This window comes from Pseudalkalibacillus sp. SCS-8 (genome assembly GCF_040126055.1).
In the GTDB taxonomy this organism is placed as follows: domain Bacteria; phylum Bacillota; class Bacilli; order Bacillales; family Fictibacillaceae; genus Pseudalkalibacillus; species Pseudalkalibacillus nanhaiensis.
Genome location: NZ_CP143541.1, coordinates 1,958,648 through 1,972,250 on the forward strand (window position 1 = coordinate 1,958,648; position 13,603 = coordinate 1,972,250).

Here is a 13,603-nt window from a genome sequence, read left to right on the forward strand (position 1 = left end):
ATGCTTAGCGTTCAAAAGATAACAGGAGGATATGCCGGCGGTGATTCCGTTATTGAAAATGTAACCTTCGACGTACAGAAGGGAGAGATGTTCGGTATTCTCGGTCCAAACGGAAGCGGGAAAACGACACTTCTCAAAATGATCAGTGGCCTTCTCCCGGTTAGTTATGGATCTGTCAGCATAAATGGGAAGCCGGTCAACCAATACTCCAGAAAAGAGTTAGCGAGGATCATTGCGGTTCTTCCACAGCATTCGAATGAAAGCTTTTCCTATTCTGTAAAGGATACGGTCTCTCTAGGGAGATACGCTCATCAAAACGGCTGGTTCCAGTCATGGACTGTTCATGATGAGGAAATCGTACAGCGTGTTATGGAACAAACAGGCGTCCGCCATTTTCAAGAGAAAGATATTCAAGCCCTTTCTGGAGGAGAGAAACAGCGCGTGTTCCTTGCACAAGCTTTGGCTCAAGAACCCGAGATTCTGCTGCTGGATGAGCCGACGAATCATCTTGATCTTTCTTTTCAGAAGGAGCTGTTGGATGCATTAAGGGAGTGGACGATTGAGCGGGGCATGACGGTCATTTCCATCTTCCATGATTTGAATTTAGCTGGTTTATATTGTGATGAGCTGTTGTTACTAGAAAAAGGGCAGATGAACATTAAACATAAGCCAAATGAGGTCTTGAAGGAAGACCGGATCCAGTCCGTCTATAAAACAAAAATTCAAAAGCAACCACATCCACGAGTTCCTGCACCACAATTGGTTCTTTTACCTGAATCATCCATAGAGAGGGATATCGACCCACCAATCAACTCGTCCTTGTTGAATGTATCAAGTGAGAAAATTGTACTGCAATCCCCATACCCGTTGAAGACGCTGTCCTCGGGAGTGATCGGCTCGGGAACAGGGTGGCATGATACCTTTGTCAATAGGCGAGTGGGAATGGACTATGATTGTAGTGATCACCGTACTGAAATGACAGATTATTTGCGTATGAATGGGTACGAGCCTAGTGAGTGCGTAGGTATGATGACAGCAGTCCAGCTCGAGGACCTATCTTATCTATTCGTAGAAGAGGAGTCGTTTTCAGTCTTCGCTGTGGTCACTGCAGGAGTCGGCCATGCAATCGACGCTTCGAGAGGAACGGATCATGCTTACAACCTGCAACCCGGCACAATCAATACGTGGATTTTCATCAACGGACAATTGACTGAAGAGGCTTTTATCCAGAGTATGATGACGGCAACTGAAGTAAAGACCAAAGTGCTCCATGACCTCGAAGTGAAAGACCCTGTTTCAGGAACCTACGCGACAGGAACAGCGACGGACAGCATCCTTATTGCTGCGACACAAAGAGGAAAAGAGATTCCTTTCGCTGGAACGATCACCCCTCTAGGAAAGGTGATCAGCAAAGCCGTCTATGAATGTACGTCAAAAGCGATCCAGAATTATTTCAAAAGAAAGTTACAGGTGAACTAGCATGGGACGTCTCATATTCATCAGTGGAGGTGTACGCAGCGGAAAAAGCAGCTTTGCTGAACAATTCGCTGTAAACGTAGCATCATCACAAGGGGGAAAACTTCATTATATCGCCACGGGCGTACCATGTGATAAAGAAATGGAAGACAGAATCATAAGGCACAAATTTTCTCGTTCATCCTATGGATGGCAAACGTGGGAGGAGCATATGGATCCCGGAAAATTAGCTGGAAATTTCACTAAAAGAGATGTCATTTTAATCGATTGCTTAACAAATTGGGTTAATAACCTCTTGTTTAATGGTGGAAAGCATTCCATCCTTCAAATGAAAGAAGGCATTTTGAAGGATGTTTTTAAATTACGAATGTGTTGTCACACCCTCATCATTGTCAGTAATGACGTTTCCTTCGATACGTTGTTTGAAAATAAGCTTGTATTTTCTTTCAAGCATCTTCTTGGAAAGGTTCATCAAGATCTTGTCAGGGTTACGGATCAAGCTTTTTTAGTGGAAGCCTGCACTCCGGTCCAAATAAAATGTCTGGAAGCAGGTAGGTGGAAATGAAAGGTCTACTCATTAATTTCCAGTTTTTCACTTCCATTCCCATTCGGACACAATTTCCTATGGATCAACAACATTTAAGTAGTGCGATCAAATCATTTCCGTTACTCGGATTGTTTCAGGGTATCATTTATTATTCAATGGTCACGATCTTGATGGAGTTTACCCCTTTCTCCACATTAGCTATCTCATTTTTGCTTTGGGCGTTCATGATCGTGCTTACAGGAGGCATTCATCTTGACGGTTGGATGGATGCAAGCGATGCTTACTTTTCCTATCAGGATCATGATAAGAGACTTGAAATCATGAAGGATCCCAGGACGGGTGCTTTCGGTGTTCTTTCCGTCATCTTTATCCTCGCTGCGAAGTTTTTCTTCATCTACGAGATTTTCGCTCTTCACTCAAACAATACGCTCTACACGATCCTATTGATTCCGTTTTTAAGCAAACTGGGAATGGGGTTATTGTTACAAATACCCCCAGCTAAGCAAGAAGGTTTAGCACACATGTTCCATAAATCGTTTAGTGGGCAGGTTTTCTTCATTTATCCACTATACGTTTCTATGATAGGAGCAGCTTGGATTGGAATGGCTCCGAACCTTCTTATTCATTTCTTTACAATGGTCGTCATCACATCTGGAGCCTATTTGTTCATTCGTTTGAAATGCAAGCGTTGGTTTAGCGGAATGACGGGTGATGTGCTGGGAGCAGCAGTGGAAGGGATTGAAACGATTTTATGGATGAGCGTGTGGTTGTTACATTATTTCGTCATGGTATGACAGAAGACAATTGCAAAAAGGTATATGCGGGTTGGCGGGATCAGGGTCTAATTCCATCTGAAGCAAGCCGTTTAAAGCGTTACAATAAAGAGTTTGATGAAATTTTTTCAAGTGATCTTAGGCGTTGTGTGGAAACAGCAAAGCTCCTTTTTCCTAACAGGACCCACAGAGAAATGAGAGAGCTACGGGAAATCCATTTTGGAGAGTGGGAAGGGTTTACTTACGAAGAGTTGAAATCCAATGCGTCATATCAACAGTGGATTTCTGACTTCGAAAATCGCAAACCACCGAATGGCGAAAGTTTAGCAGCATTTCGATTCCGGATTTTTCGTGGATGGAACAAAGTAATGTCAGTGAATAAGGGAAACCGAATCGCGATCATTACACATAGTGGCGTCATTCGAGAGTTTTTGACTGCATATGCTCCTGAAATAAGAAATCCATGGGACTGGACAGTGCCTCATGGTGGAGGCTTTGAGCTTATATTTGAAGTTAAAGAACTTAGGAGGGGTGCGCGATGCACTTTGTTACAGGAGGTGCCTTCACCGGAAAACGGAGATGGGTGACCGAGTATTATCAATTGGATCAATCCAATGACTATAAGTGGTTTTCAGCTTACCAACATGATGATCTTCCCGGTCACTGGAAGTCGATTAATGAATCCATCGTCGTTGTTGAAGGGATGGAAACATGGATTAAACATGAGTGTAAATTCGGAGATTGGTCAGACAGAAGTTGGATGCAATGGCTTGAAGCGATGCTAGTGTGGGAGAACGAGAAAAGCAGAACGTGTATCATTATCGGAACAGACATCTCGAAAGGCATCGTTCCATCAATGAAATGGGAACGGGATTGGCGTGACCAAACTGGACGTTGGTATCAATCGATTACCTCGAACGCTGATCAGGTGGATGTCATTTGGAATGGATTGAATCTAACACTTAAAGAAAAAGGAGTGAAGACTCATGAAAATCTATACACGTAAAGGGGATTCAGGCAAAACGAGTCTGATTGGCGGACGTACAGATAAAGATGACGTTCGAGTAGAAGCCTATGGAACCGTTGATGAAATCAATTGCTTCGTTGGTCAAGCAATGGCTGAATTAGATCCTTCGATATTTAAGGATATCCTTGAAGACTTGGAAAAGATCCAACACGAACTTTTCGATTGTGGATCTGATCTTTCCAATGTAACCGATTCTGAACGTAAGTTGAAACAACCATCGGTTTCTTACTTGGAAGAAAGAATCGATGCTTTCATGGAAGAAACCCCTGCGTTGGAACGTTTCATCTTACCTGGAGGCACAAAACCTGCCGCATCAATACATATTGCTCGTACGGTTACAAGAAGAGCGGAGAGGATTCTCGTCCGATTGACCAAGCATGACCCGAATGTATCAGTTACGACCTTGCGCTATTTGAACCGCTTATCCGATTTTTTCTTTGCTTTAGGAAGAGTCATCAATCACCGTTTACATGTGAAGGATATCGAATATATCAGAAGTGCCAAGGTGTTCAGTTCGAAAGAAAAGGATAACCAAAAATGAATAGTAGTAAGAAAATCAGCTCCATCAGCATCTTCATTGCATTAACCGCAGTTGGGGCATCTTTTAAAATCCCTGCAATCGTCGGGAGTATCGCATTAGACATGATTCCCGCTCTAATCGCTGTATCGTTATTCGGAATTGTCCCGGGTGCACTTGTAGCAGTACTTGGGCATCTGCTTTCAGCTTTACTTGGGGGAATGCCACTTGGATTTCTTCACCTTCTTATCGGAATTGAAATGGCCTTCCTCGTCGCACTGTTCGGTAAATTTTATCAAAATGGTAAACGATTTTACGGAGCGTTCTTCTTTTTGATCGGAAATACGTTCCTCGCACCGATGCCTTTTATCTATTTGGTTAGTATGGAATTTTACATTGGTATTCTCCCATCCTTATTCATTGGCTCTCTGATCAATCTCATCGTTGCACTGATTGTCTTACCTAAACTCGTTTTCCTTAAGCAAGACAAGAGTGTGAAAGGTTTGGGAACATGAGAAACGCACAAATCCATCCCATTACCAACGTTGATTACCTTATTGTTACGAGTGATAACAGTGGGGCAATCGGGGAGAAGTTGGAAGACACTATAAGAGTAGACTATGAGACGCTAGCTTATTATTCCTTTCGAGTGGCTGTAATGGAGTGTATCGCTGCAGGGGGGACACCAATATCAATCACCATCCAGAATTTCTGTGGGGATGACAAATGGGACCAACTCGAAAATGGAGTAACGAACGGGCTGCAGGAACTCCACATCTCGGATGTCCCGATCACAGGGAGCACAGAAAGTAACTTTGGAATGAGTCAATCCGCGCTTGGAATCGTTATTATCGGTAGATGTTCCAAGCCCAAAACTCCTATGCCCCCAGCCATTGAAGGTAAATGGGCTGTCATCGGAAAACCGTTGATCGGTCAGGAAGTCCTTGATCAATCAGACGAACTCGCTCCACTGGATTTGTATAAAAGACTGAGTGAAATAGAAGGGGTCTCTCTCTGGCCGGTCGGCTCAAAAGGAATCCTTCATGAGTGGAATCAATTTACAAGTGATGAGGGCTACAAGGACACGATCAAGTGTGAACTTGATATACATAAGTCGGGTGGGCCTTCAACATGCTTTATTCTTTCATATCCAGATCAAATAGAGAAACGAATTAAAGTTCTGGCAGACCGCTTGTTTTTTCCAATACTATTGTCCTTCAAAGGCTGACTCTATGGGTCAGTCTTTTTATTGCTTATTTACCCACACATTGATTTGCACATCTGAATAAACTACTAGTAAATCAATAATCTTTTAATTTGAGTACAGTTAGATGTATGTGAAGCAAGTTTTGTCATATGATTTTTATAACTAAAGCTTTTTTGGGTAAATTATGGACAAGAAAATAAAAAGGAGATAAGGACATATGGTCGACCATTATTATTTTGCAGATCAGCCGATGGTGTTCAGGAATCTGTCCTATGCTCACTTGACATTCAATGAAGTACGTAACCATATGATTACATTCATGAAGAAAGAGCCGATGGGCAACTATAAGCTTATGATCGGTACGGATTCCCACGTATATCAAAATGAAACGATCTTCATAACGGGTCTCGTCATGCAACGTGTCGGTAAGGGCGCATGGGCATGTTATCGCAAAATCCGATACCCTAAACCAATCCACAACCTACATCAGAAAATCTCCTATGAAACCTCGTTGACCGAAGAGGTCGCTGCTCTCTTTGATGAACCGCTCAAAAATGAATTTATAAGTATCGTACTTCCTCATGTTTATAAGGGATCCACCTTTGTAATGGAGGGACATTTGGATATTGGGAAAGGCAAGAAGAATAAAACCAGGGAATTTGTAGCTGAAATGGTTGCGCGAATTGAAGCGCATGGCATCGAAGCTAAAATCAAACCCGAATCCCTCGTTGCATCCAGCTATGCAAACCGCTATACCAAATGATGATTTTCATGAAATAGTAACAAAAAATGTCGTAATTCTGTTGTATTTACAAATATATCTCTTATACTGAACTCATACGACGAATTTGTATGGGGAGAAAACATGAAAACGAAATTGTCTTTGATCATTCTTGTATGTGTAATTGTACTTTCCGCATGCAGCAGTAATGACGATGAACATTCGTCAATGACCCATGATATGGAAAGTCATGATTGGTCTCACCTTGAAGAACTTGGTGCAGATGCAGCAACGATTGAAGCATACGATTTTGCAGTAAAACATCCAGAAGTCCTTGATTACATACCTTGTTACTGTGGTTGCCATCATGATGCAGGACATGAGAGTAATACGGATTGTTTCGTCGATCAAGTTGAGGACAATGTCGCAATCCTTGATAACATGGGGCTTGGCTGAGGGATCTGTGTTAATATAGCCCGGGAGGCTAAATTTCAGTATGAAAATGGTACAGATTTGAAGAAAATACGAAAAAATATCGAAGCGAAGTATGGACAAGGCGATTTAGAACCGACGCCTACTCCAGAACCAATCTAAAAAAGACTGCCCGTGCTGGGCAGTCTTTTTTTCAATTCATGCAAACTCTGTTCCGTCCATGATGTTTCGCCTGGTAGAGACCTTCATCTGCTTCCTTATATAAAGAATCAATGTGTTGTACGGTGTCAGGGTAAGATGCGATTCCAATCGAAATCGTCATATGAATCAACCTTCCATCCGGCAATTCAAATGGGTGTGATTCCACCGCCTTTCTAACTCGTTCAGCAATATCTTGTACAAGGTCTAGCGGACACCGGTGAAGAAGAACAGAAAATTCCTCTCCACCATTTCGTGAGACGATATCTTCTTTACGTGAGTTCTCCTTCAATAGCTGACCAAGCTGCCTTAAAACAGCATCACCGGCCTCGTGTCCATATGTATCATTGACTTGTTTGAAGTGATCGATATCAATTAAGAGAATCGATAACCGTTCTCCTTTAGGTAACTTATATTTCTTATACAAATTCATTTCATCATCGAATTTACGGACATTGTTCAATTCGGTCAAGAAATCTACATTCGCTTGTTGTTTGTACATTTTGACCAACTCATTATAACGGTGAAGATAAAGACTTAGCGCTACGGTAAGAAAACCCACTGGAATGGATAAGAGGGTGAGATACATCGTGCTGACAAAGCCTTGTTTCATATCCACTAGATGCTGGATTGTCAAAAAGATAAGTGGAAGTGTAACGACATTCATGAGGAATCCTTTAACATAATTGCTGAATCTCAGCCTGGTAATCCAGCTGTAAACGGCCCCAAGAATGAGGAACAGAGCAGCTACGAGTAGAGCAGCTTCATTTACGCCAAACATTAGGATTCTTCCACTTGCTATACACACAGCAGCAACCATTGCAGATACAGGTCCACCAAACAATGCAGCAATGATCAACACGAGATGTCGTAAGTCCAAAATGACATTCTCTGAAATTTCAATTGAAAAGTACATCAAAACAATCCCCATCATGCCACAGGATACTCCGATGAGGATTCTGTTAATGAATGGACTGAAGGCTTGTTCTCTCCAGCTCATTAGAAAGCCAGTCAAAAATAAATAAGATAGAATTAACGACGTGTGAAATATCAAATCTTCCATGTATGTAGAAAACCACCCGATAATATGTTGTCACACCCATTTTACCATAGCTCTTATAGGTAGAAAGTTTCCATTTGGACTTTCACAGATAACAATCCTACATCCTAAAGATGGATCCTTTAATTTTAAAAAAACCATAGATTCTTCACAATTACCTCTTAAAATGAATATTGGCGATGCAAATTCTTTTGAAAGGTTGATGAAAAAACAATAAGTAGCAGCTCTCTATATAAGTTGGCTTTGATCGGTAGTTTAAAAAATTCATTTAAGCGGGTGGCTAGCTTGAAAAAGTATATTGTACTTGTCATTACAGGAATTCTATTATTGATTGCAGGTTGCTCCAATTCCCTATCACATCAAGGACATGACATGGGGAACGAGAGCACAAACGAGAAAAAAACAAATTCAACAAAGAACACGAAAGAAACAGAAGTAATCAGTACAACTGAATTCACCATCGTCGCAGAAGAAACAAACTTTAGTATTAATGAAGACACTACGCTTCCTGTATGGAGTTTCAATGGTTCAATACCTGGGTCGGAAATCCGCGTTCAACAAGGAGACCAATTAACGATTCATCTAAAGAACGAGTTATCAGAACCTATCGCGATTCATTGGCATGGCGTTCCTGTTCCGAATGAAATGGACGGAATTCCCGGTGTCACGATGAATGCGGTTCAACCAGGTGAAACGTTCACGTATGAATTTGAGGCAACTGTCCCAGGGACATATTGGTATCATTCTCATCAAAATGGTGCTATACAAGTGGATAAAGGTCTATATGGAGCTTTTATTGTCGAGCCAAAGGATAAGAAACAAGTGTATGATAAGGACTTCACGCTACTTTTGGATGAATGGGCAAGTTCAGGGATTGAACATGGGTCCGGGACATCTATGGGACATGGTGAACATGGCGGACATAGTGATAATCAAGAACAGGAAACGAATGCGAATCAACCCGCTCATGATATGAGTATGTATGATGTATTCACCATAAACGGTAATACGGCTGATTCAAGTAAGCCACTACTCGTCCAAGAAGGGGATAAGGTACGCCTAAGGCTTATTAATGCTGGGTTCATGTCCCATAAAATTCATTTACATGGTCACGATTTCAAGATTATAGCTGTTGACGGACAAGACATCCATAAACCCCAGAATTTAAAAGATTCATTGATTGAAATCGCACCGGGAGAACGTTATGATATCGAATTCACAGCGGACAAACCAGGTACCTGGCCGATTGAAGCACATGGCGAAAACGAAGCCTCCAAAGGAATGAGAACGTTCATCCAATATGAAGGGCTGACCGCTAATGGTGAAAAGAAAGATGATCGTAAAGAAAAAGCGGCTTTTCAAACGGTTAACATGCTGACCTATGGAAAACCTTCATCTAAACGTGCTTTTACATTGGAACAAGACTATGATTTTTCGTATACGATGGACCTTGGTACTGAAACAAATGGGGAAGGTACTTATTACACCATTAACGGTGAAAAGTGGCCAAATATTGATCGGCTATCCGTGAAGGAAGGTGACAAGATTAAAGTCACCATGAGGAATACATCACCGGATGAGGATCATCCCATGCATTTACATGGACACTTCTTTCAAATCCTTAGCAAGAATGGAATGGAAGTAAAAGGTTCCCCATTAATGAAAGATACAATTAACATAAAACCAGGTGAAGAATACACCATTGCCTTTCAAGCCGATAATCCTGGTAACTGGATGTTCCATTGTCATGACTTACACCATGCATCACAAGGAATGGTCACTCAAGTGGATTATAAAGGATACAAGTCGACATTTACCCCTGATCCTGAGGTAGACAATCAACCTGAATAAAATATCCTCAAACATCAAGGGCTGACCGAAACATACGTGTCAGCCTTTGAAATCTTTTTATAGCGAGTGGTTCCACATGTACGAATTATTCACAAATATAACAAGGTTATTCTATGATCCTCTTATTAATGCTGTATACAATACGGAAGGAATTCCGATTCTTTCTGCACTTTTCTTAGGGATTCTCGGCTCAGTTGCGCCTTGTCAATTAACTGGCAATATTGGTGCGATAACGATTTACGGAAATCGTTCTCTTCAAAAGGAGGTTTCTTGGAGTCAACTATTCTCGTTCATCTTAGGGAAGATTATGGTCTTCTCAACTCTTGGCCTTGTTGTTTTACTAGTTGGAAGTGGCATCGAACAATCCATGACCGGCATTTTACCATGGGTCCGTAAAATGGTTGGACCGCTTTTTATCTTTATCGGACTATTCATGGTTGGAATCATTCCATTAAGATGGAGTCTTGCTTTCAATCATTCCAGAATTAAAACGGATGGAAAAAGCGGTTCATTTTTAATGGGTGTCCTTTTTTCATTAGGATTCTGTCCGACGATGTTCTTATTGTTTTTTGGTATGTTTATGCCGATCGTTTTATCAACGTCGTATGGAATGGCTCTTCCTCCTGTATTTGCGATCGGTACTTCAATTCCCGTCGTTCTAATCCTATTTTTAATGTGGTATTTCGAAATCAACCGAAATTTATTGAAAAAAAGTCGTAGAATTGGTTCAATCATCCAAAAAACTGCAGGCGTATTCATTATACTGATTGGTATTCTAGATACGATTACGTATTGGACCATATAATCCAATATAACATGCGGAAAATTCATACAATTATGTTGAATACACTACGGAGGTATAGTATATTATCGGTAATGATTGTTACTAAAGGAGATATACGATGACAACCACTACTAAGAAGCTTACTTTAGCCGTCAATCCTGGAATTGGTTTTGGATCGAAGCTTACACCGAAAAAACTACTGGTACTTGCTAATTATTTGGATGATGATACGGAAATCGAACTGACCACATTTCAACAGCTTTATGTACAAGTTGCAGAAGAGAAAGTTGATCAGGTAATCGAAGAGTTTAAGAATTGTGGATTAAGCGTATACAAGGTAGGACGTTATGTGAAAAGTCTACGCACATGCAGCTTTTGTAAGGGTGAGGAAGAAGAAGGCATGCCTGTTGCGAAAGAGTTGAATGAACGAATAGCAGGCCAAGATGTGCCGTTCACCCTTCGACCTGCTTATACAGGTTGTGCCAATGCTTGCGGCGAACCCTTGATCAATGACATCGGTGTCATCAAGCAGAAAAAGGGCTATGATCTGTACATAGGCGGTAAGGCAAATGGTATGGATGCTAAAACAGGGCAATTATTTCAAAAAAATTTAGAGCCGGAACAGCTTTATAGTCTGGTAGACCAAATTCTAGAGATCTATCGCCAGAACGGGAAAAGAAGGGAACACTTTTCGAAGTTCCTGAACCGGTATACCATTGCTCAATTAAAAGAGGACCTAGGAATTACATAATGACAGCAGATGTGAACTCATTTTTGAGTTCACTTTTTTTAACCCTATAGATAAGTAGAAAGTTTATCCCACCAGCATATAGGGCAAAAGATAAATAAAGAACTTATACCGATAGGGGGTAAATGTATGTCTAATCACCATTCACATAAGGAAGACAAGCATCATGAACAAACTGATCATCATGATGGGCATCACGATCATGACTCGCATGGTCATGACCATGATCATGGCGATCACCATGCCCATATGGTAGAAGATTTTAAGAGACGTTTCTATATTAACCTAGTGGTCACAATACCAATACTCATCCTCTCACCAATGATCCAGGAATTCTTCAACTTCCAGGTAAACTTTACAGGGGATAGGATGATCCTGTTTCTTCTCTCGACATTTGTATTCTTTTACGGTGGATGGCCTTTTCTTAAAGGTGCGCTCGATGAATTCAAAGATCGCAACCCAGGAATGATGACCTTGATTGCCTTGGCAATTGTCGTTGCGTATGGGTATAGTTCATTAGCCATATTTGGACTTTCAGAAAAGAACTTCTTCTGGGAACTCGCTACGCTAATCGATATCATGTTACTCGGACATTGGATTGAAATGAAGTCAATCATGGGTGCTTCCAGAGCTTTAGAAGAATTAGTGAAGATGATGCCATCAGAAGCCCATTTGATTGATGAGAATGGCGAAACAAAAGAAGTTCCGGTTTCAGAGCTTGTAAAAGGGGACAAAGTCTTGATCAAGCCCGGAGAGAAAGTTCCAGTTGATGGCGTTATCCAAAAAGGGCAAACCTCCATTGATGAATCGATGTTAACAGGAGAGTCTGTACCCGTTGAAAAGAAAAAAGATGATCCTGTAATTGCAGGTTCCATAAATGGGGAAGGTTCATTGACCGTGAAAGTTGAAAAAACGGGTGAAGAAAGCTATCTTTCCCAGGTGGTTGATATGGTGAAGGAGGCACAGGATTCGAAGTCCAAAACGCAGGATTTATCAAATCGAGCAGCGAAGTGGTTGTTCTATACAGCTCTGTTAGCTGGTCTCATCACAATTGTTACTTGGTTAGCTATCGGATATGAATTTTCCTACGCTTTGGAAAGAATGGTTACGGTTATGGTTATTGCATGTCCCCACGCTCTAGGATTAGCTGCACCTCTAGTGGTCGCTCGCTCTACTGCCTTATCTGCAAAAAGAGGCTTGCTCATTCGTAATCGTGCAAGTTTCGAAGGGGCCCGTAACTTGGATGCGATTGTCTTTGATAAGACGGGTACGTTGACTGAAGGAAAATTCGGCGTGACAGATATCATCATCGAGAATGATATGAAAGAAGACGAAGTACTAGAATTAATCGCTTCACTCGAAAGCCAGTCCGAGCATCCAATTGCAAGTGGGATTGTAGCAGAAGCGAAAAAGAGAAATATTAAAATCCAAGAGCCTGATCAATTCGAATATATGACAGGAAAAGGACTTATCGGAAAGGTGAACGGAAAAGACATCGCTGGGGTAAGTCCTGGATATGTCAAAGAAAAGAACATTTCATTTAATGAAATGGAATTCAATCGCATGTCCGAAGAAGGCAAAACCGTTATATTTGTATTGATCGAGAATGAGTTGGCTGCCATGATTGCGTTAGCAGACCAAGTCCGTGAAAGTGCGGAAAGAGCAATCAAAAAGCTTGAGGATATGAATGTTCGGTCAATCATGTTGACCGGTGACAATCAAAAGGTTGCCCATTGGGTAGCAAAACAATTGAATTTGGATGAAGTTTACGCTGAAGTCCTTCCACACGAGAAAGCTGACAAAATTAATGAGATTAAAAAGAAGAGCCTTAAAGTAGCGATGACAGGTGATGGCGTAAACGATGCGCCAGCATTAGCTAATGCCGATCTCGGAATCGCAGTCGGGGCAGGAACAGATGTTGCCATGGAGACAGCGGATGTCATCCTAGTAAAAAGTAATCCTGAAGATGTCGTTTCCATCATCGAACTTTCTAAGGCTACCTACAAGAAGATGATACAAAACCTATGGTGGGCGACAGGCTATAACATCGTTGCGTTACCTTTAGCAGCAGGTATTTTATATCCTGTTGGAATTGTCCTGAGTCCCGCAGTCGGTGCTGTATTGATGTCATTAAGTACAGTGGTGGTTGCCATAAATGCCAAGCTATTTAAAGGGTAGTGGAGGGAGGCTGACATAAACGTTTTATGTCAGCCTTTTCCTATTTCTCAAAATCTCCATACAATCTACAAATTTAAAAGGTAT

At 41.4% G+C, this 13,603-nt stretch carries 15 protein-coding genes; 14 read left to right on the plus strand and 1 reads right to left on the minus strand.

Features of this window, described 5'->3' with window-relative positions:
* The 10 genes from V1497_RS10235 (at position 1) to V1497_RS10280 (ending at position 6,862) form a co-directional block, all read left to right on the plus strand.
* Positions 1-1,479 carry an adenosylcobinamide amidohydrolase gene (locus V1497_RS10235; RefSeq protein WP_349407463.1) on the plus strand — a complete coding sequence of 493 codons (1,479 nt, stop codon included), beginning with the start codon at positions 1-3 and terminating at the stop codon, positions 1,477-1,479.
* A 1-nt stretch (position 1,480) separates the two neighbouring features.
* A complete protein-coding gene (locus tag V1497_RS10240) occupies positions 1,481-2,041 on the plus strand; it encodes a bifunctional adenosylcobinamide kinase/adenosylcobinamide-phosphate guanylyltransferase (protein ID WP_349407464.1) in 561 nt (186 codons plus the stop codon).
* A 59-nt stretch (positions 2,042-2,100) separates the two neighbouring features.
* Complete coding sequence (cobS, locus tag V1497_RS10245) at positions 2,101-2,817, plus strand: adenosylcobinamide-GDP ribazoletransferase (RefSeq protein ID WP_349407465.1); 717 nt, start codon at positions 2,101-2,103, stop codon at positions 2,815-2,817.
* Entirely contained in the window at positions 2,814-3,383 is a 570-nt protein-coding gene (locus V1497_RS10250) for a histidine phosphatase family protein (protein ID WP_349410791.1), read from the plus strand. The genes cobS and V1497_RS10250 overlap by 4 nt, the downstream gene beginning before the upstream one ends.
* Entirely contained in the window at positions 3,335-3,802 is a 468-nt protein-coding gene (locus tag V1497_RS10255; RefSeq protein WP_349407466.1) for a bifunctional adenosylcobinamide kinase/adenosylcobinamide-phosphate guanylyltransferase, read from the plus strand. Before V1497_RS10250 ends, V1497_RS10255 begins: the two co-directional genes overlap by 49 nt.
* Positions 3,783-4,364, plus strand: a complete 582-nt coding sequence (locus V1497_RS10260) for a cob(I)yrinic acid a,c-diamide adenosyltransferase (protein WP_349407467.1) — start codon at positions 3,783-3,785, stop codon at positions 4,362-4,364. Before V1497_RS10255 ends, V1497_RS10260 begins: the two co-directional genes overlap by 20 nt.
* Complete coding sequence (locus V1497_RS10265) at positions 4,361-4,855, plus strand: ECF transporter S component (RefSeq protein ID WP_349407468.1); 495 nt, start codon at positions 4,361-4,363, stop codon at positions 4,853-4,855. The genes V1497_RS10260 and V1497_RS10265 overlap by 4 nt, the downstream gene beginning before the upstream one ends.
* Positions 4,852-5,568, plus strand: coding sequence for an ATP-binding protein (locus V1497_RS10270; protein ID WP_349407469.1), 717 nt, complete (start codon positions 4,852-4,854; stop codon positions 5,566-5,568). Before V1497_RS10265 ends, V1497_RS10270 begins: the two co-directional genes overlap by 4 nt.
* 196 nt (positions 5,569-5,764) lie before the next feature.
* Positions 5,765-6,310 (plus strand): ribonuclease H-like YkuK family protein, encoded by a 546-nt coding sequence (locus V1497_RS10275; protein WP_349407470.1) that lies wholly within the window; start codon positions 5,765-5,767, stop codon positions 6,308-6,310.
* Between the two features lie 102 nt (positions 6,311-6,412).
* The gene (locus V1497_RS10280; RefSeq protein WP_349407471.1) at positions 6,413-6,862 is read left to right on the plus strand and encodes a PCYCGC motif-containing (lipo)protein; all 450 of its coding nucleotides are present in this window, start codon (positions 6,413-6,415) and stop codon (positions 6,860-6,862) included.
* A 31-nt stretch (positions 6,863-6,893) separates the two neighbouring features.
* Here V1497_RS10280 and V1497_RS10285 read toward each other — a convergent pair whose 3' ends face one another.
* The gene (locus V1497_RS10285; protein ID WP_349407472.1) at positions 6,894-7,961 is read right to left on the minus strand and encodes a diguanylate cyclase; all 1,068 of its coding nucleotides are present in this window, start codon (positions 7,959-7,961) and stop codon (positions 6,894-6,896) included.
* A 282-nt stretch (positions 7,962-8,243) separates the two neighbouring features.
* Between V1497_RS10285 and V1497_RS10290 the strand changes: the two genes are divergently transcribed.
* The 4 genes from V1497_RS10290 (at position 8,244) to V1497_RS10305 (ending at position 13,519) form a co-directional block, all read left to right on the plus strand.
* A complete protein-coding gene (locus tag V1497_RS10290; protein ID WP_349407473.1) occupies positions 8,244-9,809 on the plus strand; it encodes a multicopper oxidase family protein in 1,566 nt (521 codons plus the stop codon).
* A gap of 76 nt (positions 9,810-9,885) precedes the next feature.
* Complete coding sequence (locus V1497_RS10295) at positions 9,886-10,614, plus strand: sulfite exporter TauE/SafE family protein (protein ID WP_349407474.1); 729 nt, start codon at positions 9,886-9,888, stop codon at positions 10,612-10,614.
* Positions 10,615-10,711: 97 nt separating this feature from the next.
* Complete coding sequence (locus V1497_RS10300) at positions 10,712-11,344, plus strand: nitrite reductase (protein ID WP_349407475.1); 633 nt, start codon at positions 10,712-10,714, stop codon at positions 11,342-11,344.
* A 126-nt stretch (positions 11,345-11,470) separates the two neighbouring features.
* Positions 11,471-13,519, plus strand: coding sequence for a heavy metal translocating P-type ATPase (locus V1497_RS10305; protein ID WP_349407476.1), 2,049 nt, complete (start codon positions 11,471-11,473; stop codon positions 13,517-13,519).
* Positions 13,520-13,603: the final 84 nt, after the last annotated feature.

What these genes read in the sequence shown, in the direction of transcription:
- V1497_RS10235 (WP_349407463.1), top strand. Translation starts at nt 1, where the DNA reads ATGCTTAGCGTTCAAAAGATAACAGGAGGATATGCCGGCGGTGATTCC.
- V1497_RS10240 (WP_349407464.1), top strand. Translation starts at nt 1,481, where the DNA reads ATGGGACGTCTCATATTCATCAGTGGAGGTGTACGCAGCGGAAAAAGC.
- cobS (WP_349407465.1), top strand. Translation starts at nt 2,101, where the DNA reads ATGGATCAACAACATTTAAGTAGTGCGATCAAATCATTTCCGTTACTC.
- V1497_RS10250 (WP_349410791.1), top strand. Translation starts at nt 2,814, where the DNA reads ATGACAGAAGACAATTGCAAAAAGGTATATGCGGGTTGGCGGGATCAG.
- V1497_RS10255 (WP_349407466.1), top strand. Translation starts at nt 3,335, where the DNA reads ATGCACTTTGTTACAGGAGGTGCCTTCACCGGAAAACGGAGATGGGTG.
- V1497_RS10260 (WP_349407467.1), top strand. Translation starts at nt 3,783, where the DNA reads ATGAAAATCTATACACGTAAAGGGGATTCAGGCAAAACGAGTCTGATT.
- V1497_RS10265 (WP_349407468.1), top strand. Translation starts at nt 4,361, where the DNA reads ATGAATAGTAGTAAGAAAATCAGCTCCATCAGCATCTTCATTGCATTA.
- V1497_RS10270 (WP_349407469.1), top strand. Translation starts at nt 4,852, where the DNA reads ATGAGAAACGCACAAATCCATCCCATTACCAACGTTGATTACCTTATT.
- V1497_RS10275 (WP_349407470.1), top strand. Translation starts at nt 5,765, where the DNA reads ATGGTCGACCATTATTATTTTGCAGATCAGCCGATGGTGTTCAGGAAT.
- V1497_RS10285 (WP_349407472.1), bottom strand. Translation starts at nt 7,961, where the DNA reads ATGGAAGATTTGATATTTCACACGTCGTTAATTCTATCTTATTTATTT.
- V1497_RS10295 (WP_349407474.1), top strand. Translation starts at nt 9,886, where the DNA reads ATGTACGAATTATTCACAAATATAACAAGGTTATTCTATGATCCTCTT.
- V1497_RS10300 (WP_349407475.1), top strand. Translation starts at nt 10,712, where the DNA reads ATGACAACCACTACTAAGAAGCTTACTTTAGCCGTCAATCCTGGAATT.
- V1497_RS10305 (WP_349407476.1), top strand. Translation starts at nt 11,471, where the DNA reads ATGTCTAATCACCATTCACATAAGGAAGACAAGCATCATGAACAAACT.